We start from the raw sequence: 25,431 nt of genomic DNA, 5'->3' as shown, positions 1-25,431 counted from the left end.
CGGAGATAGGAAGCAAATCGTGTGTTGATTTCAGTCTCTTCTCCCCGTCGGGGAGAAGGTCCCGGCAGGGGATGAGGAGGGCGAAGCCAAGCGAACCGCTCCGTAATTCACGTTTGAAACGGCGTCGCCACCATCAAACCACCTTGGTTTTCACTGCTGCATACTCCCTGGCCGCCGCCCCGAATGCTTCAAACAGGGCGCGCGACGGGGCATCCGTTTCGGCCCAATATTCCGGGTGCCATTGCACGCCAACGGCAAAGCCTTTGGCATCGATGACGGACACGGCCTCGATTGTGCCGTCATCGGCCAGCGCCTCGGCCTGGAGCCTTGGGGCGAGATCGGAAATCGCCTGGCGGTGCAGGGAGTTGATCTGAATTGTCCCTGCTGTGCCGAGATAGCGGGCGATGCAGGAGCCTTCCCGCACCTCCACCGGCTGGCGGATGGAATAGGCGAGGTCGCGGTCGGTGGTCGGCGGCTTGCGGTGATCCCAGGTGCCGGGCTGGTCCTGTATTTCCGATGCCAGCGTGCCGCCCAGCGCCACGTTCAGCTCCTGGATACCCCGGCAGATAGCTAGCAGCGGAACACCCCGCTCGATGGCGCGGCGGATCAGCGGCAGCGAGGTCGCATCACGGGCGTGGTCGAAGGGGCCATCGCCATCCGTGGCTTCGCGGCCATAGAGCGAGGGATGCACATTGCTGGGCGAGCCGGAAATCACCACGCCATCCACCCGGTCAAGCACCGCCTCGATATCCGCGCCGGTTTGCAGAGCGGGAATAATAACCGGCATGGCCCCGGCGACGGTGAGAGTTGCCTTGACATATTGGTCCAGCACGCAATGCCAATTGGACCCTTCAATGGCACGGAAATCAGCGGGAATGGCGACAAGAGGCTTGGTCATCAAAGGCTCCAGAATAGCGGTTCTGAGCAACTGTTTTGCGCCGTTTTCTGCCCAAGTCAACGATAGGCCTCATCTGTCTTCAACTTTAGCCTAAACTGATAAGGCTGCCCGCTTGCCACCGCCTTGCCAACATGATTACCTTCGAATTGCCTTCCTGGAGGGGAATGGTAAGGGGAATCAGCATTCAATCGGGAGGACTCTATGGATCGTCGTGGATTTTTGAAGAAGGCCGGTGTCGCAGGCGTCGGTTCGCTTGGAGCGGTTGGGCTGGCCGCACCCGCCATTGCCCAGCAGGCACCGAAAATCAGTTGGCGACTGACCTCGTCCTTCCCGAAATCGCTGGACACGATTTATGGTGGTGCTGAGGATATTGCGGCCCGCGTGGCGGCGGCAACCGATGGCAATTTCACCATCCAGGTGTTTGCGGCAGGTGAAGTGGTGCCGGGCTTGCAGGCCGCCGATGCGGTTGGCGCTGGCACGGTGGAAATGTGCCATACCTGCTCCTATTACTATGTCGGCAAGGACCCGACCTTTGCGATTGGCACCGCCATTCCCTTCGGGCTGAATGCGCGCCTCACCAATGCCTGGTTCTATCAGGGCAATGGCAATACGCTGCTCAACGAATTCTACGCCAAGCACAATCTCTATGGCATGGTGGCTGGCAATACCGGCGCGCAGATGGGCGGCTGGTTCCGCCGCGAAATCAACACCGTCGATGACCTCAAGGGCGTGAAAATGCGCATTGCCGGCTTGGCTGGCAAGGTCATTGAAAAGCTGGGCGGCGTGCCGCAGCAGATTGCTGGCGGCGATATCTATCCGGCGCTGGAAAAAGGCACCATCGACGCCGCCGAATGGATCGGCCCCTATGACGACCACAAGCTCGGCTTCTACAAGGTCGCCAAATATTACTACTACCCCGCCTTCTGGGAGGGTGGCCCGGCCATCCACGCCTTCGTTAATCTCGCCAAATGGAACGAACTGCCGAAATCCTACCAGACCGTGTTGCAGGACGCCTGCGCCTTCGCCAATACCAATATGATGGCGAAATACGACCTGAAAAACCCTGTTGCGATCAAGCAGATCGTCTCGGAAGGCACCACGCTGAAACCCTTCAGCCAGGACATTCTCGACGCCTGCTTCAAAGCGTCCATGGAAGTCTACGCCGAAATCTCCGCCAAGAACCCGGATTTCAAGAAAGTCTACGACGACCAGGTCGCCTTCAAGAAGGAAGCCTATCTGTGGATGCAGCTGGCAGAATACACCTATGATACGTTCATGATGATTCAGCAGCGCGGGGGTAAGCTATAAAGTTGAAGGTGGCATAGGCTCAGGGAATGATAGCCTATGCCACGGCCTTTGCGACCATTTCAGGATATTGGCCAATGACGCGCACATAGGCTATGGCAAAATCCGGAGCTGTGGCACGGGCCTGTTCCCAATCGCGCAGCGTCCCGACCGGGACATGAAACCGGTTTGCGAATTCGCCTTGTGACAGACCAAGTTTTGTCCTGGTGGTGCGGATCAGCCGAGCGCGCTGACCACGATCCATCGCTTCCGGTGTCACATCGAAATCGTTTGGGTCCGCTGCATCAGCAGGGAGAATGATAGGCTCGTTCTTCACCCTTGTTGCTCCTTCTCAGCGATATAAACCGCGCCTGATCATCCCGCCACGTAAAGACGCCAGTAAACAATTTTCCGCTGGCCATTCCTATCACCTTGAAGCGTTCTTCACCGTCTTCGGGACGGATGGAGGGCAGGATCAGATGATTATCGTCTTCGAAAATCGTGCTACCGAAAGACAGCGGCAGCTTGTGCTTCTCCCGGTTTAGCGCGTCTTTTTCGGGATCGAATGGCGTATTCATGGCTCAAAGATTATACGGAAATTCCGTACTATTGCAAAAGGAAATTGATGTTACCGCGCTGTATGGCTTGTAAAGCGCATAAATCACCCGTTGACACTTTATATCGACTGTATGGCTTCAATCCTCCGGTTCGGAACGATGATCCTGCGACCTTCGCTGATCGATCACGAATTGCCGAACCCGGGCAAGCGCATCCGCTGGGTCGGACTTTCGGTGGTATTCTTCAAGGATGATCTGTTCAATCTGCTGCCGCGTTTCGGGGTTTTTATGCTCCGCTCTTTCCGCCAGGGATCTACCCTGCTGCATCAGCGTGCGGCGCGCTTCCTCCAGCCGGTTTTGAAGATCATTGGCGGCATCGATAGCCGTGCTATCGATCATCTCGGACGGTTGCGCAGGGCGCTGTGGCGGCTCCAGCAGATGGTAGGTGCGGGACAGGTCCTGGTGCGCCGCCAGCCGATAGCGCAGCAGCAATGCCAGCGCCCCCATCGCAAACGCTGGTGGTGTGACGATTGCGACCGCCTTGATCCAATCGGATGTGGATTGCCATGTCCTGAAAAGATCGGCCCAGACATTGTAATCGGCCATTGTCCATTCCTCCCGCACTTGTGAGCCAAGCGACCACCGGAGGATTTTGCCCTCTGGTGATCGGGGAGGTCGAAAGTCGCAATAGAAACGACCGCCTTGGCCTTTAAGCCGAAGCTCTGGACATACGCCAAGGCCTCCCCGACGCCACAGAAGGGTGGTGTGGGGACCATATAGGCATGGTCCACCGCCTCAGCCACAAACCTATGGCTGAGGGGTGTCTTTTAACGACCGACACGGGCCGTCTATTGCGGAGGTTCGACGCTCCGGGATCGGTTCGTTACAACCGATCCTGGGGATGGTTTAGCGCATAACGGGTGGGGAGGGGAAGGGGGAATTTTGGGGGAGCGGTTTCTATAAGCTACGACAGATTTCGATCAGCGGCGGCCTTATAGACGCCGGAACGATCCCGCCTGCCAACCGCGACAACGACAATGATGATGTCTTTATCGCGCACTTCATAAACCAGCCGATAGCCAGCACCGCGCAGCTTGATCTTGTAACGATCCTTGGCGCCAGAGAGTTGTGCGGAGGGTACGCGCGGATTGATACAACGTTCGGCGAGTTTTTTCTTGAACTGTTCTCTGACGCTATGATCGAGCTTTCGCCATTCTTTCAGCGCGGCATCGACAAATGCCAGCTCATAGCTCATCCAGCGTAACCTTCACGACGCGATCATTCGCCCGCGCATCAGCAATGGCATTGAGTTCGAGATCGTCCAGCCGTTCGATCATGGCTTCATAGGCTGACGCCGGAACGCAATAGAAAGCAGGTTCGTTACGATTGAGAATAGCCACCGCCGCCCCATCGCCTGCGGCGACTGTCCCCATCGGGTTCTTTTTCAGCTCAGACACGCTGGCTGTCACTTCGGCAAGGACAATGTGGGTCATGGTGTTGTTCTCTGGAATATTTGGAGACCTATTATTCGCACTCTTTAAAGGACTGTTCAAGAGGCTTCGCCACTCGCTTTGTCGTTGCCTCACCATGAAACGCTTGCATTTCAGAAATGTTGAATTACATTGTCATTCATACAAGGAGTATGACCGATGGCCGCAAATCAACTGGTTCAAGCCCGTATTGACGGTGAGATCAAAGCAGAAGCAACGGCCGTTCTCGCGGCCATGGGGCTGACGGTGTCCGATGCGGTGCGGCTGTTGCTGACCAAGGTTGCGCAGGAAAAGGCGCTGCCGTTCGAACCGTTGATCCCCAACGAAACCACGATTGCCGCCATGCGAGAGGCTCGCGCGGGCAAGGTGGAGACTGTGACGCTCGATGATCTCAAAGCGGCGATCCGTGCGAAAAATTGAGAAAACCGGGCAATTTAAGCGTGATTTGAAGCGAGAGTCCAAGGGGCGCTATCGCACAATTCTCGAAGACGAGTTGCTGCCTGTTATCGCCGCTTTGGCTCAGGATGAGGTTCTGGAAGCCAGGTACCGTGATCACGCCCTAACCGGTGAGTGGAAAGATCACCGTGATTGCCACGTGAAGCCCGATCTGGTGCTGATTTATCGTAAGCCGGATGCTGAACTTCTCCAGCTTGTTCGACTTGGGTCGCATTCCGAATTGGGTCTGTGATGCTTTCGATGTGAATAGAAAGGCGTCCTAAGCCGCTGCCGCGACCCGGTTCCACCTTACCCCTCCAAACCCTCCCGCCGTGACCCCGGCCTTGGCCGCAGTGCATCCAGCGCGTCGGCATTGTCTCTCCCCCAGGCGTAGAGCATTTCGACCGGCTCGATAAACCGGCTGCCGAGCGGGGTCAGCCGGTATTCGACGGCGGGTGGAATGGTGGCCTGGACGTGGCGGGAAATCAGGCCGCTGGCTTCCATGTCGCGTAGTGTCTGAGTCAGCATTTTCTTGGAAATACCGGGCAGGCTGCGCAGCAGCACGCCGGTGCGCGCTGTCCCCCCATGGCGGGCATGCAGGGTGTGCAGCACCATGCTGGTCCATTTGGTGGAAAACAGTTCGAGCACGCGGCGCGGCGCGCAATCTTCGCGCCATTCGGTTTCGGGCGTTCCTGGGTGCATGGTGGTTACCTTCTGGTGTCTAGGCCCGTAAATGGTGCCGTCTTTTTTAAAGGCAAGAGGCGCCTACATGTCTGGCTTCAGACAGAAGGAGCATGAAGATGGTTGGATCAGCATTGGTTGTCGGCGCAAGCGGCATTGTTGGCAGTGCGACGGTGGATCTCCTGTTGGCGAAGGGATGGGCCGTGTACGGACTGGCCCGGTCGCCGGTTGCCAAAGACGGCATGCAGCCCGTGGCCGCCGATCTTCAGGACAGTGAGGCGACAGCGCGGGCTCTTTCCGATGTGAAACCCGACGTGGTGTTCATCTCGACATGGGCGCGGCAATCAAGCGAGGCGGAAAACATCCGGGTCAATGCGGCGATGGTGCGTAACGTGCTTGACGCGCTGCGTCCCGCAGGGTCCGTCGCCCATGTGGCATTGGTCACGGGGCTCAAACATTATCTCGGCCCCTTCGAGGCCTATGGCAAGGGTACGCTGCCGCAGACACCATTCCGGGAAGATCAGGGCAGGCTGGATGTCGAGAATTTTTACTATGCGCAGGAAGATGAAGTGTTTGCCGCAGCAAAGCGCGACGGATTTTCCTGGAGCGTGCATCGCCCCCATACGGTGATCGGCAAGGCAGTTGGCAATGCCATGAACATGGGAACGACGCTGGCCGTCTATGCGACGCTCTGCCGGGAAACCGGGCGACCCTTCCGTTTCCCCGGTTCTTCCGTGCAATGGAACGGTCTGACGGATATGACTGATGCTGGCGTTCTGGCCGAACAATTGCTCTGGGCCGCAACGACCCCGCAATGCCGCAACCAGGCCTTCAACGTGGTCAATGGCGATATTTTCCGCTGGAGTTGGATGTGGGGCCGGATTGCCAATTGGTTTGGGCTGGAACCGGCGCCGTTTGACGGGACGATCCTGCCGCTGGAACAGCAGATGGCAGAGGACGCCGCCATCTGGCGGGAGCTCGCCGAGCGCCATGGCCTGATCGAAAAAGACCTGTCGCGCCTGGCCTCACCTTGGCATACGGACGCCGATCTTGGGCGGCCGATTGAAGTGGTGACCGACATGAGCAAGAGCCGGGTGATGGGCTTTGACCGCTACCAGCCCACCGACGAGGCGTTTTTCACCCTGTTTGGGCAACTGCGTGGGGAAAGGCTCATTCCTTGAGTTTGCCTTAGGAAAAGGGGAGCCCGAATTTCCCGAAAGGCAAATGAAAATAAGAGATCTAGAGTCTGTCTTGTTAATTTCCAAAATACACTACGCAAAGGTTTTTCGGCTTCGCCGCCCCCTCATCCGGCTGCCGCCACCTTCTCCCCGATTGGGAGAAGAAGGAAAGAGCCGCAGCGTTTATGGCTTCCTCTCCCCAGCGGGGAGAGGTCCGCTGAGCGTAGCGGAGGCGGGGTGAGGGGGAACCCAACACGCGAAGCTAAAGTGTTGTGTCCTGTGGTTCAGTCTAAACCAGACAGCCTCTAAAGCCTGTCATCCCTGCTCACGCCGCGTCCGCCGCCCCTTCCTGCAACATGCCGAAGGCATATTCGGCAAAGGACCGCCAGCATTCTACCCGAAAGGCGTCCTCGCTCATCCGGTAGAGGACGATTTCGATCTTGCCGAATACGGTGCGGGTGACAGCACCAAGCGGAAAGGTTTTCAGTGACAGGTCAAGCGGGCAGGCGGCGTTGAGGGTTTTTACCGCGCCGGGGCCGGAAACCAGGATGGCGGTATTGCGGTGGGAGACATCGGTGGCGGATTGAATGGTGCCGGCGGCAGCGCAGGCGGCGATGAGGTCAGCGCCGTCTTCATCGATGACAAGCCATTCGTCTGGGCCAAGCCAGAAGGCGAGGCGCGGACCTGCATGGGCGGAGGTTTTCGGCGCCGTCGGCAGGGTCAGGCCAAGGGCTGAGGAAAGACCGGAGACAGCATCCGCTCCGGCCCGCAGCGAGATGCGTGAGGCCGGTGCGGCTGGCGTCAGCGCCACATGGGCGGAGCCGCCGTAGGCACCGTCAAGGACCGATTTGCGGGTGGCGGACATCGCGCCGGAGATGATTGGCTCAACCATGGATGCGGCTTCCTTCCTTGTCGTAAAAGACCATGTCGGTCACTTCCACGGCGATTGTCTTGTCAGGCATCGGCACATAGAGCGTTTCGCCCATCCGCGCCCGGCCACCGGCCACCGTGGCAATGGCAATTGATTGGCCAAGATTTTCCGACCAGTAGGACGAGGTGACATGGCCCAGCATGGTCATCGGCTTGGGCTGGTTGGGGTTGGCAACAATCTGTGCGCCTTCTTCCAGCACCTCAATGGGGTCTTTGGTCTTGAGGCCGACCAGTTGCTTGCGGCCTTCCTGGACCAGATCCGGGCGTTTGAGGCCGCGAATACCAACGAAATCGGTCTTTTTCTTCGACACTGCCCAGCCGTAATTGGCATCATCGGGCGTCAGCGTGCCATCGGTGTCTTGGCCAACGATGATATAGCCCTTTTCGGCGCGCAACACGTGCATGGTTTCGGTGCCATAGAGGCAGGCGCCCATGGTTTCCGCACGCTTCCACACGGCTTCGAATACGGATGCGCCGTAATCCGAGGGCACGTTGATTTCAAAGCCCACTTCGCCTGTAAATGATACGCGGAACAGCCGGGTTGGCACGCCGCAGAATTTCCCTTCCGCCACGCTCATATGCGGGAAGGCCTCGTTGGAAATATCAATGCCTTCCACGAAGGGTTCGATAATCTCTCTAGCCTTTGGTCCCTGCACGGCAATCACCGCCCATTGCTCGGAAGCGGAGGTGAGCCAGACGTTTAGCTCCGGGAATTCCGTTTGCAGATAATCTTCCATATGGTTCAGCACACGGGCGGCACCGCCAGTGGTGGTGGTGACGTGGAAGCGGTCTTCGGCCAGCCGTCCAACCACGCCGTCGTCATAGATAAACCCGTCGTCGCGGGTCATGATGCCATAGCGGCATTTGCCGGGTTTGAGGCTATCCCACGGGTTGGTGTAGATCAGGTTGAGGAATTTGGCCGCATCCGGGCCAACCACCTCGATTTTGCCCAGCGTTGAGGCATTGAAGACGCCCGCAACCTCGCGCACGGTTTTGCACTCGCGGTTGACGGCGGCGTGCATATCCTCGCCGGGCTTGGGGTAATACCAGGCGCGTTTCCAGTTGCCGACATCTTCAAAATCGGCACCCAGCGCCGTTTCCAGATCATGCATCGGAGTTTTGCGGGTTGGGTCAAACAATTCGCCACGCGAATGGTTGATCAGCGTGCCGAATGTTACGGGCGTATAGGGGGCGCGGAAGGTGGTGAGGCCCACTTGCGGGATTTCTTTTCCCAGCATTTCGGCGGCAATTGCCAGCCCGTGCATATTGGACAGCTTGCCCTGATCAGACGCCATGCCATTGGTGGTAAAGCGTTTGATATGCTCGATGGAATGCATGCCCTCGCGCACCGCCAAGCGAATATCCTTGGCGCAGACATCGTGCTGGAAGTCGATAAAGGCTTTGACTGCATCATCCGGGCCAGCGCCTTCGGCAGCGCCAATCATGCCGCCGGTCCAAGCAAAGGCGTTGGCACCGCTTGGTGCGCTGCCGCTTTCGCCTTCTGCGCCGGCTTCTTTTGCCAGCCTTGCGCCGCTGGCATAGGCCTCAGTCAGCAGTTCGCTGAGATCATCCGTGCCGTTGCAGGCTCCAACGCAGATACTATCTTGCACGTAAATGTCTGGTAGGAAGCGCTGGTTGGCGGCGTCGAAACGCAGCTTGCCGCGTGACTGCGAGAACAGATGCACCGAAGGCGTCCAGCCGCCGCTCATCAGCAGCGCATCGACGGCCAGCTTGCGGCGATCAAAACCGCCCTTGCTGGCAATAGTGATGGACTTTAGCCGTAGGCGCCCAGCGGTATCGAGAACGCAATGTTCGCTCAAAACCTCAATGCCTGCCGCCTTGGCGTCAGCCAAGACGCTTGCTCCCGAATTGCGGCGGCAGTCGATGATGGCCACCACCTGCACGCCCGCTTTTTTCAGGTCAATCGCCGCTTCATAGGCCGAATCATGGGCGGTGTAGACTGCCACTTTTGCGCCCACGGCCACGCCAAAATGGTTGAGATAGGTGCGAGCCGCCGATGCCAGCATAATGCCGGGGCGGTCGTTGTTGGCAAACACCATGTGGCGCTCAATGGAGCCCGTGGCCAGCACCACCTTTTTCGCCCGTACCTGCCACAGCCGTTCGCGCGGCAAGCCCTTGGCGGGTTTGGCGATATGGTCGGTGACGCGCTCGGCAAGACCGAGGAAATTGTGATTGTAATAGCCAAATGCCGTGGTGCGGGTCAGCACGGTCACATTGTCCATGGCTTTTAGCTTGGCCACGGTGGCTTGCGCCCAGTCATAGCCGTTTTGGCCGTCAATCACGGCTCCCGTATCATAATGGAAGGCACCGCCCATTTCGGGCTGTTCATCGCAGATAATCACGGAAGCGCCAGTTTCTGCCGCAGCAAGCGCAGCTGTCAGACCAGCCAGGCCGCCGCCCACCACCATCACGTCGCAATGGGCGTAGCGGTTGGCGTAATGGTCGGTGTCGTCTTCGGTTGGGGCCACGCCAAGGCCTGCGGCGCGGCGAATGATCGGCTCATAAATCTTATGCCAGAAGCTCTTCGGCCACATGAAGGTCTTGTAGTAGAAGCCTGCGGCAAAGAAGGGCGAGAGCAGGTCGTTGACCGCGCCAATATCCATCGACAGCGACGGCCAGCGGTTTTGCGTCTGCACGCGCATGCCATCAAACACTTCCTGCACGGGCGCACGCACGTTTGGCTGACGCCGCGCACTGTCGCGCGAAATGTTCAGCAGCGCGTTTGGCTCTTCCGGGCCAGCGGTGAGAATGCCGCGTGGACGGTGATATTTGAACGAGCGACCGACCAGATGAATGCCATTGGCCAGCAGGGCTGATGCCACGCTATCACCCTCAATGGCGGTGAGAATGCGGCCATCCACGGTGAAACGCGCGGTTCTGGCGGGCGTCAGACGGCCCTTGCCGGGAATACGATTGGCACCGCTCATTGCGCAGCTCCCTTGTTGTCGATGAGGGCTTGCACGGCTGCATCATCCGGCTTGGCTTCACCTGCCTTATAGGTCAGCAAAAACTTGTCGCTGACGGTATCGCGCACGGCATTGAAAAACCGCCCGCAGCCATGCAGGTGCCGCCAGCGCTCAAAGATGATGCCCTTGGGGTTATCGCGTAAGAAAAAGAAGGCTTCGAATTCCTCATCAGAAATCTCGGCAATATTGGCTGGCCGCACAATATGCGCCTCGCCTGCGCCGTGAAATTCCAGCTCGGACCGCTCTTCCTGACAATAGGGACATTTGATCAACAGCATTTTTCTCAATCCCTTTCTAGTGTGCCACGGCGGCGGCTGCCGCCTCATCAATCAATCGCCCGGTGCGGAACCGATCCAGCGTCAGGCCCTTGGCCAGCGCATGCGGTTCGCCCTTGGCAATCAGATGGGCAAACAGATTGGCAGAGCCCGGTGTGGCCTTGAAGCCGCCCGTACCCCAGCCGCAATTGACAAACAGGTTTGGCACGGGGGTTACGCTCTGGATGGGCGAGCGGTCGGCGGTGTTATCAGTAATCCCGCCCCACTGGCGCATCATCTTGACGCGGCGGAAGATGGGGAACAGCTCGCAAATCGCATCCAGCGTGTGGGTGATGATTTGCAGGCCGCCTGTCTGGGAATAGGAATTATACTGGTCGGTGCCAGCCCCAATCACCAACTCGCCCTTATCGGATTGCGAGATATAGGCATGCACGGTGTTGGACATCACCACGCAGGGGAAAATCGGCTTCAGCGGCTCCGACACCAGCGCCTGCAACGGCGTGGAATGAATCGGCAGGCGCACATCTGCCATGCCCATCACCATGGAATTATGGCCGGAGGCAGAAACACCGATTTTCTTGGCACCTATAAAGCCCTTGGAGGTATCAACACCCGTGACTTCACCACTTGCTCCCCGGCGAATACCCGTCACTTCGCAATTTTGAATGATATGCACACCGCGATCAGAGGCTGCGCGGGCATAGCCCCAAGCCACGGCATCATGGCGGGCCGTGCCGCCGCGCCGTTGCAGGGCGGCTCCATTGATGGGGTAGCGGGCGGTTTTGGCAATATCCAGCGGCGGACAGAAGGCCTTAGCCTGTTCCGGCGTCAGCCACTCATTATCAATGCCATAGAGCGTGTTGGCATGAACATGGCGCTTAAAACTCTGCTTGTCATGCACATTGTGCGACAGCATCATCACGCCACGGGCCGAATACATCACATTGTAATTAAGCTCCTGGCTCAAGCCCTCCCAGAGTTTCAGGGAGTGCTCGTAAATGTCCATGCTCTCTTCATAGAGATAGTTGGAGCGAATAATGGTGGTGTTGCGCCCGGTGTTGCCGCCGCCAATCCAGCTTTTTTCAATCACGGCAATATTGGTGATGCCATGTTCCTTGGCCAGATAATAAGCAGCCCCCAGACCATGGCCGCCACCGCCAATAATAATGACATCATAGGATTTGCGTGGCTCTGGCGATGTCCATTGCGCACTCCAGCCGGTATGGGCGCGAAGCGCTTCGCGGGCTACGGCAAAAACCGAATATTTGCGCATTCCTATCGTCTCCTTCAGGCGAGGTCTGGCTGCTTGCTCTACGACGGATCGCAGGGTGTAGATCCTGACTTATGTCAGAAACGGGAAGAAATTCCGACCGGCTTTCAATCCAGCGTCAGCACAGGTCTAAAAAGCTGTGACAGATCGATATGCGCGATGTCCCTTTCTTTGCGACACGCTTCTATCCGTCTTTCGACACATGGCGAATATCTTGCAGCAGCAGATGGAGATGCGCATAGGGGTGATGTTTTGCAAGACGGTGCCGCTTGGCTGCGGATTTTTTTGGGCAGCGGCACTTGCAGTCTGGACTTCGAAAGTCCGATCTGTTATTGGCGCTCCCTAATCGCTGGTCCTGCGGGCCAGCGGAACACTCTTTTTTGGTCCGTGAAAGGCATGGTTCGGCAGAATTCGTGTCCCGGCGGAAAACGATCACAAACCAAAGGAACGGGATTCGACGTGCAGGTACTTGTCCGCGATAACAACGTTGATCAGGCGCTTCGCGCCTTGAAGAAGAAGATGCAGCGCGAAGGCATCTTCCGTGAAATGAAAATGCGTGACTATTATGAAAAGCCGTCGCAAAAGCGCGCGCGCGAAAAGGCTGAAGCCGTTCGCCGCGTTCGCAAGCTGGCCCGCAAGAAGATGCAGCGCGAAGGCCTGATTGCCGCTCCGCCGCGTCCGGCATTCGGCAGCCGCTGATTGACGTTTCCCGCGCTTTTTCAAAGCGCGACATGATCCGATTGAGCGGCAGCGATCAAGTTCGCGGCCGCTTTTTCGTGTTAAATTTTCTATGATGGGCGGACCGGCAGACTGCATAATTGTGTCCGTGGTTGACCTATAGCCTCATTCAGGACGTGGGACCGGCGCGCTGTCACAAAGTTTTGGTGTCGTATCGGATTTATCCGGAAACCGGTTTCTACTTTTCGGTCCGATGCTATAAAAGGCCGCAAATTGCTGGAATGATGTGGTTTTTGCATTTGCGCGGTGGAAACCGGCTGCATTCGGATGTAAGCCAAGTTTCGGGATAAACAGGTCTCGGGATAGACACGTCTCCAGATAAAGTTTTGTTGAGTGGACAGAACTTTAGGAACGCTTCGGCGTTTCCTCTCCAGTTTCGGCATAGTCCGAGGTTTTGAACAGGTGGAACGGAAAGCATGACGCCAATGGTCGATAAGGTTTTCAACACCGGCATAACAGCCGGTCGCCTGGGGGCTACTCTGCGCGGCAAAGGCTGCTACATGCTGGCTCTCGGCCTCACCGCCATGCTGACGCTTTCCGGATGCCAATCCACCAACCAGTCAAGCGACATGATCAGCATCGACCGCGATCAGGGGTCTAAGGAAAATATTTCCTCGCTGTCGTCGGTGATCGCCGCCAATCCACGCGACCCAGGCGGCTATAACGTGCGGGGCTCTGCCTATGGCCGGGCTGGCGAATTCCAGAAGGCGCTGGCGGATTTCAACACCGCGCTGCAACTCAACCCGAATTTCTACCAGGCCTATGCCAACCGCGCCCTTGTCTATCGCAACATGGGCAAGCCGGTCGAAGCCGCCAATGATTATACCGCTGCCCTGAAGATCAATAGCAGCTATGATGTCGCCTATATCGGCCGTGGCAATATCTACCGCCAGGCGGGCCGGGTAGATGAGGCATTTCAGGATTTCTCCAAGGCAATCGAGCTGGATACCACCGATGGCCGCGCCTATCACAATCGCGGTCTGATCTTCCAGTTGCGCGGCCAGCACGACAAGGCGATCGACGATTTTTCCAAGGCGCTCTCACTGTCACCGAATGCGCCTGAGCCTTACAACGGTCGTGGCGTAAGCTATCTGGCGCTGAACGACGATGAAAACGCCTTTGCCGATTTCAACCATGCCATCGACATGAACCCGAAGCTGGCCGAATCCTGGGCCAATCAGGCCCTGGTCTATGAGCGGCGCGGCGACAAGGTCAAGGCTGCCAAGTCCTACGCCCATGCCTTGAGCCTGGATGGAAAATACACGCCCGCCCGCGATGGTCTTGCCCGGACACGCGGCTCGACAAGCTGAAGCAGCTTCTACTCAGTTCGATACAAAAGGCCGGCATTGCCGGCCTTTTCAGTTCTGGAGATTGGCAATCGCGGTTTACCGCATCATAAAGACGCCGATGACGCTGAAGATCAGGAACACCAGAATGCCCCCCAGGAATCCGGCTGTGGTGAAAAATCCGGCGGCCATGCCGATCATCAGCGCCACGAGAATGGCTGTGCCATATTTCGAGGCGGCTATGAAACTGTCATAGGTCCGTTCGTGGGCGGGATAATCCATCGAGGCGCCCGTTTCGACCGGGCCGGAATGGTCTTCGCTCATGCTCTTACTCCCCAAAAGCGTGTATTTCCCACAGGCTACCGCATAATTCTTAAAACCGGAACTGCTTTTAAAGAGAAAATTATGCGGCAAATTTAAAATGCTACAGCATCATTCGCTTGATGAAACGTATCATGCCGTAGAACTTTAGGCGAACTTGACAGGCTTTCCAGGCCAAAGTCCCAGTAATCCGGTGCATGGAGGCCGCCACCCGGTTGCGCGTGCCGACGCCTTGTTCTAAGCAAAATAAGGAGCTGGGAGGCTTATATGGCTGTTTTGCTAGGGTGGAGCCGGGCTATCGACACGCTGAGCGAAGTCGTTGGCCGGGTGGCGGAATATCTGGTGCTGCTGTGCTGCCTGATCAGCGCGGCCAATGCGATCATCCGATATCTTTTCAATATCAGTTCCAATGGCTGGTTGGAGATCCAATGGTATCTCTTTGCCTATGTCGTTGTGCTGGGAGCTGCCCATACATTGCGCCAGAACGGCCATGTGCGGGTTGACCTGATTTATGGCGCGGTCTCCGAGCGCAAACGCTTGTGGATCGACCTGATCGGCATCGTGTTTTTTCTGCTTCCGGTTTGCATCTATCTGACCTGGCTGTGCTGGCCGTTTTTCTGGCTTTCCTATCAGCAGGGCGAAATGTCGGCCAATGCCGGTGGCCTGATCCGCTGGCCGGTCAAGCTTATTCTGGTTGCCGGATTCGGGCTTCTGGTGTTGCAGGGCCTGTCGGAAATGGTGAAGCGCATCGCTGCGCTGACGGGACACCTGCATATCGACGTGCGCTACGAAAAGCCGCTGCAATAAAATAATAGCCTGGGGGACAGGTCCATGTTCGATTTCGGTATCATTCCGCCAGCCATGTTTCTCGGCATGGTGCTGTTCATGCTGTTCGGTTTTCCGGTGGCCTTCTCGCTGGGGGCGGTTGGTTTGTTCTTCGGCATGGTCGGCATTGCCACGGGCCATTTCAACGAAGTGTTTCTTCAGGCCATTCCGCTGCGGTTTTTTGGGATCGTCTCCAACGATCTGCTGCTGGCCATCCCCTTCTTCACCATGATGGGCGCCATTCTGGAACGGTGCGGGTTGGCGGAAGATCTTCTGGAGGGAACCGGCAAGCTATTCGGTGCCGTTCCCGGTGGTCTCGCCTATGCGGTGATTGCCGTCGGTGCCATTCTGGGGGCGATTACCGGCACGGTAGCAGCCTCTGTGATCACCATGGGGATGATCTCGCTGCCGATCATGCTGCGCTATGGCTACGATCCGAAGCTGGCCACGGGGGTTATTGCGGCGTCTGGCACGATCACCCAGCTCATTCCGCCCTCTCTGGTTCTGGTCATTCTCGCCGATCAGCTGGGCCGTTCCGTCGGTGACATGTATCTGGGCGCTATCGGCCCATCGATCCTGCAAGTGGTGATTTTCACGCTGTTCATTTTCCTGATGTCGATCTTCAAGCCTTCGAGCATGCCGCCGCTTCCCAAAGAAGTGCGTGGAGACCTGGATTGGAGACTGATCCGTCAGGTGCTGGCGGGCATGTTGCCCTCCATCGTGCTGATCTTTCTGGTTCTTGGCACGATCTTCATGGGATTGGCGACGCCGACGGAGGCAGGCGCCCTGGGCGTGGTCGGGGCCGCCGTGCTGGCGGCCATGCATCGCCGGCTGACGTGGCCGCTGATCCGTCAAGCCATGCAATCCACCATGTCGATCACCTCGATGGTGGTGATGATCCTGATTGGCTCCACCTGTTTCAGCCTGGTGTTCCAGGGCATGGATGGCTCGCGCTGGATCGAGCATATGCTGTCGGGCCTGCCGGGCGGTCCGGTTGGTTTTTTGGTGTTTGTCAATATGTTCGTCTTCGTACTGGCCTTCTTTCTGGATTTCTTCGAGATTGCCTTCATCGTCATCCCAATGCTGGCGCCGGTGGCGCAATCGCTGGGCATCGATCTGATCTGGTTCGGTGTTTTGCTGTGCGTCAACATGCAGACCAGCTTCATGCATCCACCCTTCGGTTTTGCGCTGTTTTATCTGCGCAGTGTTGCCCCGCCAGAGGTCAAGACCCGCGATATCTATATCGGCGCCTTGCCCTGGGTGGGCATGCAGCTTCTGTTGGTCGCGGTGGTGATTTTCTGGCCGCAATCGGTCACCATGTGGCTGGAAAAAGCCAAGGATATCGACCTGAATTCGGTGAAAATCGAGGTGCCCGGCTTTGGTGCCGGGAGCGGTATGAGCCTGCCGCCGATTGGCGATAGCGGTGCGCCCGGCCTGAATTTCGGCACGCCACCCTCGCTTGGTGGTGCGCCTGCTGCCAAGCCGGGTATCGATCTCAGCCAGCCGCCAGCTTTTAAATGAGCGTTGCGTTCCTAGAGTCTGTCAGGTTCAGATTGAACCACAGTACACGACTCAAACGTTTTGATATGCTGCTTACCCCCTCATCCCCCTGCCTGGACCTTCTCCCCGCAGGCGTTAAGGGATACGAGGCAATGGTTTGTTCTTTCAACGTTACTGCATAATTCCTTAAATCGGAATCGATTTAGGGAGAAAATTATGCAGCAGATTTAAAGTGTTACAGCGTCCTTTGTGCGTTTTATAAAACGCACGGCGCTGTAATTTGAGGTCCAGAGCTATCAGCCTGGTCTCTTCTCCCCAGCGGGGAGAAGGTGGCGGCAGCCGGATGAGGGGGTGGCGAAGCCCTAAAATCTTTGCGTCGTGTACTGTGAGATTGAACCAGACAGACTCTAGATTCTCTTGTTTTCGTTTGTCTTTTCGGGAAAACCGGATTCCACTTTTCCCTGACAAACTCTATTATACCAAAGCTCGAAGATGCTGACGCATCCTCGCTTTCAAGAGATTTCGACTATCTCAAATGCATCAAAAGCTTGAGATATTCGAAAGGGGAATACGAAGTGTCATTTTCAATGACTCTTCGTATCAGGCCGTCCAGCCTTGCCATTTCACCCAGCGACCATGGAAATCGGCGCGGCCGATCTCCTGGCGCTCACCGCCCGGCCAGATTTGCAGATTGAGGCTGGCACCATCGCGCTGGCCATCCGCTTCCATTTGCAGGCGGGCGAACGGGGCCTGCGCCGTTGCACGTTGACCGGCTTGTGTAATCAGCGCTTCGCCTTGGGCTTTCAGTGTGTCGGGAAGATATTGCCAGGCGACGGAATGGTAGACGACGTGCATCTGGCCCGGATGAGACGGAGCCAGCCTTTGCTTCAGCCAGTCGATCGCATCCATGCGGTCCACGGAAAGATTGTTGCTTCGTGCCAGTGCCAGGGCTGCTTTGGTGCGCTCCAGCCGGTCGGCTTGATCGGCCCAGATATAAGAAAACAGCCGTTCGCAATCCTCAGGCGTGCCGGGATCGAGCGGGTTGAGATCGCATCCCGCCCGCTCTTCAACGGTGATCGTGGCGGATGGCGGTGGCGGCCCTTGCCAGTCGGGGGCCAGCAGAACCTGCGAACCATCGCCCCAGCTTGTTTCGCCCAGCCGATAGGCATAGCGGTCCCATTGCAGGTTCAGCCCGGCGCTGGCACCGACCTCCGACAACCGCAATGGCAGGCCGAACAGCGAGGCAATGGTGAGGAAGCCCGGCAAAAGGGCGGCAGACCGGCGCACTTCATTGGTTTGCGGCGCAGAATTCAGCCGGGCCTGCATGAAGGCCTCATGGTCGCGGAAGGTGGTTTCCACCGCGGCCCAGAGTGCATCATCGGTGGCGTCATGAGGCGGATAGACAGCAGCCAGCGCGGGACTTTCGTTGCTCAACACCAAAGCATGCAGCGTACCCGCCAGCCGCAGCGGCACGGAATCGCCCGCAGACGTGATGTCGCCCGGCCAATCGATCAGCCGCGCACCAATGGCGCTTGCGGGCGTCAGCCGTTCGGCGGCAAGCCGGCACAGCCTTGCGGTAAAAGGAGATCCGAGAACATCGCAGGAGCGAGCCTGATCGGTGAGGGCATGACGCAGGCTGTCAATCGTCATCTCAAACGCCTTCTGGCCGGTCCTCGGGGTCGAACTGGATGATGGTCTGCCAGATGGCAGTGAGCGCCGGTTTACGCTCCTCCTCGATCTCGACACTGACATCATAGGTGGTCATCAGCATTCCGGCACCGCGAAAGCGGGCACCGGCCAGCACGAAGCGGCCGCGCACCCGTTTTCCCGAGCGGACCGGTGCCATCAGCCGGATTTTCTCAAAGCCGTAATTGATCCCCATGGTTTGTTCGCGGATCACAGGCAGGCAATCGTAATTCATCGCCGATAGCAGCGAGATCGTCAGAAATCCATGAGCAATGGTGCCGCCATAGGGCGTTTCGGCCTTGGCGCGCTCGGGATCGGTATGGATGAACTGGTGATCGTCGGTGGCCGTGGCGAAGGCATCGATCATGGTCTGATCGACGGTGATCCATTTGGATATGCCCAGTTCCTCCCCGACCAGGGCGGGGACGTCTGCGAGAGAAATTTGACGCTGCATACTCTACTCTCGTTGGGTTGGGGCTCTGGTGGGTGTTCAGATCAAAAAGAACCCTATCGCCATTTGTGGCGGCTGAAAATCACGCACTCGATAATTGTTTAAAACCATGTCCTGAATGCTCAGAATCGAGCGGAAAGAATGAGAAATTCGTTAATTCCGGTGTGCTGGGGAATGGTTTAAAGACGTTTTCTATAAAAATCATTCAATGAATGTGGGCGCTTATCATGTCGTTTCTGCGTTCGGCTCCGGTGGAAACCATGAGGCCCGGCATTGGTAGTCAAGGCACACCTTGTGCTGGCGGGCTCAACCTTCGACGAGAAATGCCACATGGCGTGGTTCCATCACCAGTTTTGAAGCAACTGCATCCGAAAAAACCTCCCGCCATCCCCCTGCCGTTGAGGCGGGTAGATTGACGCCACAGGCTTCACCCCTGTTGATCAGGATTGCCAACCGCGTGTCGCGCCCTGTGGTGCGATCCGGTGTGGCTAACAGTAGGCCAAAGAAGCGGGCCTGTGAATTTTGCCAGGTCTCGACGCTCATCGGCAGGCCAGAGGCATCAATCCAGCTGACATCGCCATTGCCGGTGAAAAAGGCCGGATCTGTGAGGGACGGAAACCGCCGGCGAAGGGCGGCCAACCGTCCGGTGTGGGCGAGCAGATCGGCATCGAGCGCTGCCCAGTCCAGCCAGGTGATGGCATTGTCCTGGCAATAGGCATTGTTATTGCCGCGCTGGCTGCGACCGCCTTCATCGCCAGCCGTCAGCATCACCCAGCCTTTCGAGGCAAACAGGGTGGAGAGCAGAGCGGTACAATCACGCTTGCGGGCGGTCAGGATATCAGGGTCGCTGGTTTCGCCCTCAGCGCCATTGTTCCAGCTGTGATTGTCATTATGGCCGTCTCTGTTATCCTCGCCATTCGCCTCATTGTGCTTATGGGCATAGGACACCAGATCGTGCAGCGTGAAACCGTCATGGGTGGCGATGAAATTGACGCTGCGGGTGTGAGGGCTGCCGTTGCGCGAGAAAATATCCGATGAACCCGCCAGCACCGTGGCCATCTCCCCGGTCAGCCCATCATCGCCGCGCCAGAAGCGGCGCATCGTGTCGCGGGCGCGGTCGTTCCATTCCAGAAACGGTGCCGGGAAATTGCCGAGCTGATAGCCGCCCGGACCAATGTCCCAGGGCTCGGCAATCATCACCCGGTCCTTCAAAATCGGGTCCTGGAGCATGGCCGTCAGCATCTCGCCTTGCGCCTCAAAGCCCGTCGCGGTCCGGCCCAGGACCGGGGCGAGATCGAAACGAAAGCCATCGACGCCCGCCGCCAGGACGAAATGGCTGAGTGTGTCGAGGATCAGCTGGCGCACCACCGGTCTGTCGCAGGCAATGGTATTGCCGCAGCCGGTATCGTTGACCAGCACGCCCGGCTGGTCGGGCAGGTGCCGGTAATAGCTCCTGTTGTCGAGGCCGCGCATCGACAGCGTTGCGCCGAACCGGTCGCTTTCACCGGAATGGTTGAAGACCAGATCGAGGATGACGCCGATGCCATTCTCATGCAGGCATTCGACGGTGCGGCGCAATTCTTCCACCCCGCCGGGGCAGAGGCGCGGGTCGAGCGCCATCAGGGCGACAGGGTTATAGCCCCAGCTGTTGGAAAGGCCGAGCGGCGGCAGGTGCCGTTCATCGATCCAGGCAATGATCGGTAAAAGCTCCACCGCATCGACGCCAATGGCTTGCAGATGGGCGATGATGGAAGGATGGGCGAGGGCCGCCACCGTGCCGCGCAGGTTTTCAGGCACATCAGGATGCAGCATGGTGAAGCCGCGCACCGGCAATTCATAGATAAAGCCGCCATCTGGCAGGCGGGGCGGCTCCAGCACGGCCTGCCCGGGCACGGTCAGGATGGCCTTAGGCGCCAGATCGGCGGTGTCCTCGCCAAATTGGCTGAGGCGCGGATCGTGACGGAAGGGACGGTCGATTTCCAGCGCATAGGGATCGACCAGCAGTTTTGCTGGATCAAACCACAGGCCTTGGTCGGGATCATACGGCCCATGGGCGCGGTAGCCGTATCGCGCTCCAACGACCAGTCCTTCGACGGTCAGCCGGTGCAGATCGTCTTCGCCGCGCTGCATTGGCAGGCGGCGAAGCTCGGTGTCTCCGGCCTCATCAAACAGGCACAGGTCCAGATGCTCGGCATCACGGGAATAGACCGCAAACTCCGCGCCTTTTGCCGTGAGACGAGCGCCAGCACCTGTCATAGGACCATCCGCGATCAGGTGATCACGGTCGGGGCGTCGCGGCCGGTGCGGGCCTTGATACCGGCAAGGTCCTCGGCAGCAACAATCAGGTCGGCGAGTGCCTCCTGCGTTTCGATGCCATGGTTGGATGAGTTTGGCTCATAGCGTTCGATATAGACGCGCAAAGTTGCACCCGACGTGCCGGTGCCGGACAGGCGGAAGACCACCCGCGAGCCACCCTCGAACATCACCCTGATGCCTTGCTTCTTGCTCTCGGAATGATCGACCGGATCGTGATAGGCGAAGTCATCTGCCTTTTCGACCTTCAATGCGCCGATCATGGTGCCGGGAAGGGTGGCAAGCTTGGCGCGCAGCGCGTCCACCAGGCCATTGGCGGCATCCGAATCCACTTCCTCATAGTCGTGGCGGGAATAGAAATTGCGGCCATAGGAGGCCCAATGCTGGCGCACGATGTCCTGCACGCTTTCGCCCCGGCTGGCCAGCACGTTCAGCCAGAGCAGCACGGCCCAGAGCCCGTCCTTTTCGCGCACATGGCTGGAGCCGGTTCCGGCACTTTCCTCGCCGCAGATCGTCACCTTGCCGGCGTCGAGCAGGTTGCCGAAGAATTTCCAGCCGGTCGGGGTCTCGTACATGCCGATCTTCAGCCGTTCGGCGACGCGGTCGGCAGCGGCACTGGTCGGCATGGAGCGGGCAATGCCGGCAATGCCGCCGGAATAACCGGGCGCCAGATTGGCATTGGCGGCCAGAATGGCCAGACTGTCTGACGGCGTGACGAAAATGCCTTTGCCGATGATCAGGTTGCGGTCGCCGTCGCCGTCGGAGGCTGCGCCGAAATCGGGCGCATCTGCTCCCATCATCTCGTCATAAAGCTCCTTGGCATGAACGAGGTTCGGGTCGGGATGATGACCGCCGAAATCCGGCAGCGGAATGAAATTGCGCACCGTGCCCTCAGGCGCGCCCAGGCGGTTTTCGAGGATTTCCTTGGCATAGGGACCGGTGACCGCGCTCATTGCGTCGAACACCATGCGGAAGCCGAGGCTGAACAGATTGCGGATACCGGCGAAATCGAACAATGTCTCCATCAGCGCGGCATAATCGGCAACCGGGTCGAGGACCTCAACAGTCATTTCGCCGAGATCGAACGAGCCGATCCGGTCGAGATTGATGTCGGCGGCTTCCACCGTCTTATAGGCGGTGATGGTCTTGGTATTGGTGTAGATCGCGTCGGTGATCTTTTCGGGCGCTGGCCCACCATTGCCGATATTGTATTTGATGCCGAAATCTTCGGTCGGGCCGCCGGGATTATGGCTGGCCGACAGCACGATGCCGCCGAAAGCCTTGTATTTGCGGATGATGTGGGAGGCCGCTGGCGTCGAGAGAATGCCGCCCTGGCCGACCAGCACCCGGCCAAAGCCGTTGGCCGCCGCCATCTTGATGGCTTTCTGGATGACTTCACGGTTGTAAAACCGGCCATCGCCGCCAATCACCAGCGTCTTGCCTTTGAAATCTTCAAGCGAATCGAAAATCGACTGGATGAAGTTTTCGGCGTAATGCTCCTGCTGGAATTGGGGCACCTTCTTGCGCAGACCCGACGTGCCGGGTTTCTGGTCCGAATAGGGTTTGGTTGGAACCGTAATAATCATGCGTGTTTCAGCCTTTTCCGAGGAGGCGGTTATAAACATCGACGTAGCGCTGGGCGCTTGCTGTCCAGGATACGTCTGCTTTCATGCCCTGCTTCTGGATCTGATACCATAGTTTCTTGTCGTCGAAGAGGCGGATTGCCCGGCGTACCGCCTGTCGCAAACCCGCCACCGTGACCGGGGCGAACTGTATGCCGGTGGCAGCCTTTGCCGCAAGTGCTGCCGCATTGGCGTCGATGACCGTGTCATTCAAACCACCGGTGCGGCTCACCACCGGAACACAGCCGTAGCGCAGGCCGTAAAGCTGGGTCAAGCCGCAAGGTTCAAATCGCGATGGAATGAGGATGGCATCGGCACCCGCCTGCATCAGATGCGACAGCGGTTCGTTATAGCCCATCACCATGCCGATCCGGCCCGGATGACGGCTGGCCGCCGCCTGCAAGGCCTCTTCCAGGGCCGGATCACCGGAGCCGAGAATGACCAGCTTGCCGCCGGCTGCGACGAGATCGTCGGCGACTTCGGCCAGCACGTCCATCCCCTTTTGCCAGGTGAGGCGGGAAATCACGCAGAAAATCGGTGCCGCATCATCGTCGAGGCCGAAATGCCGGGTGAGTGCTTCGCGATTGGCGACCCGCTTGCGCAGGGCAGCTGCGCTATAAGGGGAGGCGATCAGCCCGTCCCCATCGGGGTTCCAGACGGCGGTATCGATGCCGTTGACGATGCCGAACAGGTCATTGGCGCGGCTGGCGATCAGCCCTTCCATGCCCATGCCGAAATGCGGATCGAGAATTTCCTCAGCATAAGACGGGCTGACCGTGCTGATGGCGTGGGCCGTGGCAATGCCGCCTTTCAGAAAAGCCAGCGTGCCGTAATATTCGAGCGCTTCCCACAGCGCATGGTCCGGCAGACCGAGAGCCGGGAGGATGTCATTGGAAAATTGCCCCTGAAAGGCGATGTTGTGAATGGTGATGAGGCTCGGAATTTCCGGCTTCTCATCATAGCGCATATAAACAGGCACCAGGGCGGCCTGCCAGTCGTGGACATGGACGAGATCGGGCCGCCAATCATCCAGCGCACCTTGGGCAATGCGGGCACCTGCCAGCGACAGCGCCGCGAACCGTTTCCAGTTATCGGCGAAATCACGACCATCGCTATCGACGTAAGGGCCGCCTGGCCGATTGTAGAGCGTTGGCGCATCGAGGATCAGCAGGTCCAAGCCCTCATGCCGAGCCGAAAGCACGGTTGCAGGCTCGCCTAGAAGATCAGGCATATGCAGCAGCACATCCATGTTACCGAGCTTGGCGAGGACTGCCGGATAGCCCGGCAGCAGGGTTCTGGTTTTTATGCCCAAGGGTTCGAGCGCCAGGGGCAGGGCGCCCGCCACATCGGCGAGACCGCCGGTCTTGATCAGCGGATAGACTTCCGATGCAACGGACAGGATGTTCATGTGGGCTATTGCTCCAGCTTGTCCAGCATTGCCTGGGTGATCAGGCAGATACCGTTTTCACTGCGGCGGAAGCGCTTGGCGTCGATTTCCGGGTCTTCGCCGACGATCAGCCCTTCGGGAATGGTGACGCCATGATCGATCACCACATTGGTCAAGCGGGCATGACGGCCAATAGTGACCTTGGGCAGAATGACGGCGCCTTCCAACCTCGAATAGGAATTGGCGCGAACCCCGGTAAACAGCAGGCTGCGATAGAGCGTCGAGCCGGATATGATGCAATCCCCCGAGACGAGAGAGGAAATTGCCGAACCGCGGCGGCCTTCATCGTCATGGACGAATTTTGCCGGTGGATTGATTTCGGCATAGGTCCAGATTGGCCAGGATTTGTCGTAGATGTCCAGTTCCGGCAGGATGTCGGTCAGGTCAACATTGGCCTGCCAATAGGCATCGATGGTGCCGACATCGCGCCAATAGGGGGTCTTTTCGAAATCCGAGCGCACGCAGGAGGAGGCAAAGCGATGCGCCACGGCTTTGCCATGCTCGACGATATAGGGAATGATGTCCTTGCCGAAATCCCGGCTGGAATTGGGGTCGGCGGCATCGCGGCGCAGGCAATCCATCAGAAATTTGGTGTGGAACACGTAAATGCCCATCGAGGCCAGCGCCATGGTCTCGTTGCCGGGAATGCCCGGTGGATCGGCGGGCTTTTCGACGAAGGCAATGATCTGGTCCTTGTCATCGACATGCATGACACCGAACGCCGAGGCTTCCATGCGCGGCACTTCCATGCAGCCAATCGTGACATCGGCACCGCTGTCAACATGCTGCTGGAGCATGAATTCATAGTCCATCTTATAGACGTGGTCGCCCGCCAGGATCACCATATATTCCGGGCCATAGGGCTCGATAATATCGATGTTCTGGAAGACGGCATCTGCCGTGCCTTCATACCATTGCGTTTCGGAAACGCGCTGGCTGGCGGGCAGGATGTCGAAGCTTTCATTGCGCTCGGGCCGCAGGAAATCCCAACCGCGCTGCATGTGGCGGATCAGCGAATGGGCCTTGTACTGGGTGGCGACGCCAATGCGGCGAATACCGGAATTTAGCGCATTCGACAGGGCAAAATCGATGATCCGGGCTTTGCCACCGAAATAGACGGCGGGTTTTGCCCGCCGGTCGGTCAGCTCCTTAAGGCGGCTGCCCCGTCCGCCGGCCAGTACATACGCCATGGCATCGCGCGCCAGCGGCTGAATTCTCTTTGTCGGCGTCATGCAATCTCCTCCCGCATGTCTAAAA

The 25,431-nt window shown here is 58.2% G+C and carries 26 protein-coding genes; 8 read left to right on the top strand and 18 right to left on the bottom strand.

Annotation, left to right across the window (positions count from 1 at the left end):
• Window positions 1-133 precede the first annotated feature (133 nt).
• Window positions 134-898 carry a gamma-glutamyl-gamma-aminobutyrate hydrolase family protein gene (locus AVI_RS14965; RefSeq protein WP_015917140.1) on the bottom strand — a complete coding sequence of 255 codons (765 nt, stop codon included), beginning with the start codon at window positions 896-898 and terminating at the stop codon, window positions 134-136.
• A gap of 201 nt (window positions 899-1,099) precedes the next feature.
• Here AVI_RS14965 and AVI_RS14960 point away from each other — a divergent pair, with 201 nt between their 5' ends.
• Window positions 1,100-2,206, top strand: a complete 1,107-nt coding sequence (locus AVI_RS14960; protein WP_015917139.1) for a TRAP transporter substrate-binding protein — start codon at window positions 1,100-1,102, stop codon at window positions 2,204-2,206.
• A 34-nt stretch (window positions 2,207-2,240) separates the two neighbouring features.
• Here the strand turns inward: AVI_RS14960 and AVI_RS14955 are convergent, their stop codons facing one another.
• The 5 genes from AVI_RS14955 to AVI_RS14935 form a co-directional block, all read right to left on the bottom strand.
• On the bottom strand, window positions 2,241-2,519 hold the full coding sequence (locus tag AVI_RS14955) for a helix-turn-helix domain-containing protein (protein WP_041697087.1): 279 nt from the start codon (window positions 2,517-2,519) through the stop codon (window positions 2,241-2,243).
• Window positions 2,488-2,760, bottom strand: coding sequence for a BrnT family toxin (locus AVI_RS14950; protein ID WP_015917137.1), 273 nt, complete (start codon window positions 2,758-2,760; stop codon window positions 2,488-2,490). The genes AVI_RS14955 and AVI_RS14950 overlap by 32 nt, the downstream gene beginning before the upstream one ends.
• A 117-nt stretch (window positions 2,761-2,877) precedes the next feature.
• Window positions 2,878-3,345: a hypothetical protein gene (locus tag AVI_RS14945; RefSeq protein WP_015917136.1), complete on the bottom strand. Its 468-nt coding sequence runs from the start codon at window positions 3,343-3,345 to the stop codon at window positions 2,878-2,880.
• Window positions 3,346-3,703: 358 nt separating this feature from the next.
• Window positions 3,704-3,994, bottom strand: a complete 291-nt coding sequence (locus tag AVI_RS14940; RefSeq protein WP_015917135.1) for a type II toxin-antitoxin system RelE family toxin — start codon at window positions 3,992-3,994, stop codon at window positions 3,704-3,706.
• The gene (locus AVI_RS14935; RefSeq protein ID WP_015917134.1) at window positions 3,984-4,232 is read right to left on the bottom strand and encodes a type II toxin-antitoxin system Phd/YefM family antitoxin; all 249 of its coding nucleotides are present in this window, start codon (window positions 4,230-4,232) and stop codon (window positions 3,984-3,986) included. Before AVI_RS14935 ends, AVI_RS14940 begins: the two co-directional genes overlap by 11 nt.
• A 156-nt stretch (window positions 4,233-4,388) precedes the next feature.
• On the opposite strand from AVI_RS14935, the gene AVI_RS14930 reads away from it, so the two are divergent.
• Both AVI_RS14930 and AVI_RS14925 read left to right on the top strand, forming a co-directional pair.
• The gene (locus AVI_RS14930) at window positions 4,389-4,649 is read left to right on the top strand and encodes a type II toxin-antitoxin system RelB/DinJ family antitoxin (RefSeq protein WP_015917133.1); all 261 of its coding nucleotides are present in this window, start codon (window positions 4,389-4,391) and stop codon (window positions 4,647-4,649) included.
• Window positions 4,636-4,917 carry a type II toxin-antitoxin system YafQ family toxin gene (locus tag AVI_RS14925; protein WP_015917132.1) on the top strand — a complete coding sequence of 94 codons (282 nt, stop codon included), beginning with the start codon at window positions 4,636-4,638 and terminating at the stop codon, window positions 4,915-4,917. The genes AVI_RS14930 and AVI_RS14925 overlap by 14 nt, the downstream gene beginning before the upstream one ends.
• 56 nt (window positions 4,918-4,973) lie before the next feature.
• On the opposite strand, the gene AVI_RS14920 is transcribed toward AVI_RS14925, so the two are convergent.
• The gene (locus AVI_RS14920) at window positions 4,974-5,366 is read right to left on the bottom strand and encodes a winged helix-turn-helix transcriptional regulator (RefSeq protein ID WP_015917131.1); all 393 of its coding nucleotides are present in this window, start codon (window positions 5,364-5,366) and stop codon (window positions 4,974-4,976) included.
• Between the two features lie 98 nt (window positions 5,367-5,464).
• Between AVI_RS14920 and AVI_RS14915 the strand changes: the two genes are divergently transcribed.
• Window positions 5,465-6,526 (top strand): SDR family oxidoreductase, encoded by a 1,062-nt coding sequence (locus tag AVI_RS14915; protein WP_015917130.1) that lies wholly within the window; start codon window positions 5,465-5,467, stop codon window positions 6,524-6,526.
• Between the two features lie 322 nt (window positions 6,527-6,848).
• Here the strand turns inward: AVI_RS14915 and AVI_RS14910 are convergent, their stop codons facing one another.
• The 4 genes from AVI_RS14910 to AVI_RS14895 are packed head-to-tail and all read right to left on the bottom strand — an operon-like array spanning window position 6,849 to window position 11,988.
• The gene (locus AVI_RS14910) at window positions 6,849-7,415 is read right to left on the bottom strand and encodes a sarcosine oxidase subunit gamma (protein ID WP_015917129.1); all 567 of its coding nucleotides are present in this window, start codon (window positions 7,413-7,415) and stop codon (window positions 6,849-6,851) included.
• Complete coding sequence (locus tag AVI_RS14905; RefSeq protein ID WP_015917128.1) at window positions 7,408-10,401, bottom strand: sarcosine oxidase subunit alpha; 2,994 nt, start codon at window positions 10,399-10,401, stop codon at window positions 7,408-7,410. The genes AVI_RS14910 and AVI_RS14905 overlap by 8 nt, the downstream gene beginning before the upstream one ends.
• A complete protein-coding gene (locus AVI_RS14900; protein WP_015917127.1) occupies window positions 10,398-10,718 on the bottom strand; it encodes a sarcosine oxidase subunit delta in 321 nt (106 codons plus the stop codon). The genes AVI_RS14905 and AVI_RS14900 overlap by 4 nt, the downstream gene beginning before the upstream one ends.
• Before the next feature lie 16 nt (window positions 10,719-10,734).
• Window positions 10,735-11,988 (bottom strand): sarcosine oxidase subunit beta family protein, encoded by a 1,254-nt coding sequence (locus AVI_RS14895; protein ID WP_015917125.1) that lies wholly within the window; start codon window positions 11,986-11,988, stop codon window positions 10,735-10,737.
• Between the two features lie 456 nt (window positions 11,989-12,444).
• Here AVI_RS14895 and rpsU point away from each other — a divergent pair, with 456 nt between their 5' ends.
• Window positions 12,445-12,684, top strand: coding sequence for a 30S ribosomal protein S21 (rpsU, locus tag AVI_RS14890; protein WP_015917126.1), 240 nt, complete (start codon window positions 12,445-12,447; stop codon window positions 12,682-12,684).
• A gap of 539 nt (window positions 12,685-13,223) precedes the next feature.
• Window positions 13,224-14,033, top strand: coding sequence for a tetratricopeptide repeat protein (locus AVI_RS14885; RefSeq protein WP_015917124.1), 810 nt, complete (start codon window positions 13,224-13,226; stop codon window positions 14,031-14,033).
• A gap of 75 nt (window positions 14,034-14,108) precedes the next feature.
• Here AVI_RS14885 and AVI_RS14880 read toward each other — a convergent pair whose 3' ends face one another.
• Complete coding sequence (locus AVI_RS14880; protein WP_015917123.1) at window positions 14,109-14,333, bottom strand: aa3-type cytochrome c oxidase subunit IV; 225 nt, start codon at window positions 14,331-14,333, stop codon at window positions 14,109-14,111.
• A gap of 264 nt (window positions 14,334-14,597) precedes the next feature.
• On the opposite strand from AVI_RS14880, the gene AVI_RS14875 reads away from it, so the two are divergent.
• Window positions 14,598-15,137, top strand: a complete 540-nt coding sequence (locus AVI_RS14875) for a TRAP transporter small permease subunit (RefSeq protein WP_015917122.1) — start codon at window positions 14,598-14,600, stop codon at window positions 15,135-15,137.
• 24 nt (window positions 15,138-15,161) lie between these two features.
• On the top strand, window positions 15,162-16,676 hold the full coding sequence (locus AVI_RS14870; RefSeq protein ID WP_041697082.1) for a TRAP transporter large permease: 1,515 nt from the start codon (window positions 15,162-15,164) through the stop codon (window positions 16,674-16,676).
• A 579-nt stretch (window positions 16,677-17,255) separates the two neighbouring features.
• On the opposite strand, the gene AVI_RS14865 is transcribed toward AVI_RS14870, so the two are convergent.
• From AVI_RS14865 to glgC, 6 genes are all read right to left on the bottom strand, one after another.
• Complete coding sequence (locus AVI_RS14865) at window positions 17,256-18,305, bottom strand: DUF2332 domain-containing protein (RefSeq protein WP_015917120.1); 1,050 nt, start codon at window positions 18,303-18,305, stop codon at window positions 17,256-17,258.
• 1 nt (window position 18,306) lies between these two features.
• A complete protein-coding gene (locus tag AVI_RS14860; RefSeq protein ID WP_015917119.1) occupies window positions 18,307-18,795 on the bottom strand; it encodes a MaoC family dehydratase in 489 nt (162 codons plus the stop codon).
• A 303-nt stretch (window positions 18,796-19,098) separates the two neighbouring features.
• Complete coding sequence (gene glgX / locus AVI_RS14855; RefSeq protein ID WP_015917118.1) at window positions 19,099-21,048, bottom strand: glycogen debranching protein GlgX; 1,950 nt, start codon at window positions 21,046-21,048, stop codon at window positions 19,099-19,101.
• 14 nt (window positions 21,049-21,062) lie between these two features.
• Window positions 21,063-22,691, bottom strand: a complete 1,629-nt coding sequence (locus tag AVI_RS14850; protein WP_015917117.1) for an alpha-D-glucose phosphate-specific phosphoglucomutase — start codon at window positions 22,689-22,691, stop codon at window positions 21,063-21,065.
• Window positions 22,692-22,698: 7 nt separating this feature from the next.
• Window positions 22,699-24,135: a glycogen synthase GlgA gene (glgA, locus tag AVI_RS14845; protein ID WP_015917116.1), complete on the bottom strand. Its 1,437-nt coding sequence runs from the start codon at window positions 24,133-24,135 to the stop codon at window positions 22,699-22,701.
• Between the two features lie 5 nt (window positions 24,136-24,140).
• A complete protein-coding gene (gene glgC, locus AVI_RS14840) occupies window positions 24,141-25,406 on the bottom strand; it encodes a glucose-1-phosphate adenylyltransferase (protein ID WP_015917115.1) in 1,266 nt (421 codons plus the stop codon).
• Window positions 25,407-25,431 lie beyond the last annotated feature (25 nt).

Origin of the sequence: Allorhizobium ampelinum S4 (assembly GCF_000016285.1) — a bacterium.
GTDB lineage: Bacteria > Pseudomonadota > Alphaproteobacteria > Rhizobiales > Rhizobiaceae > Allorhizobium > Allorhizobium ampelinum.
This window is presented reverse-complemented; position numbering and strand designations above follow the sequence as displayed.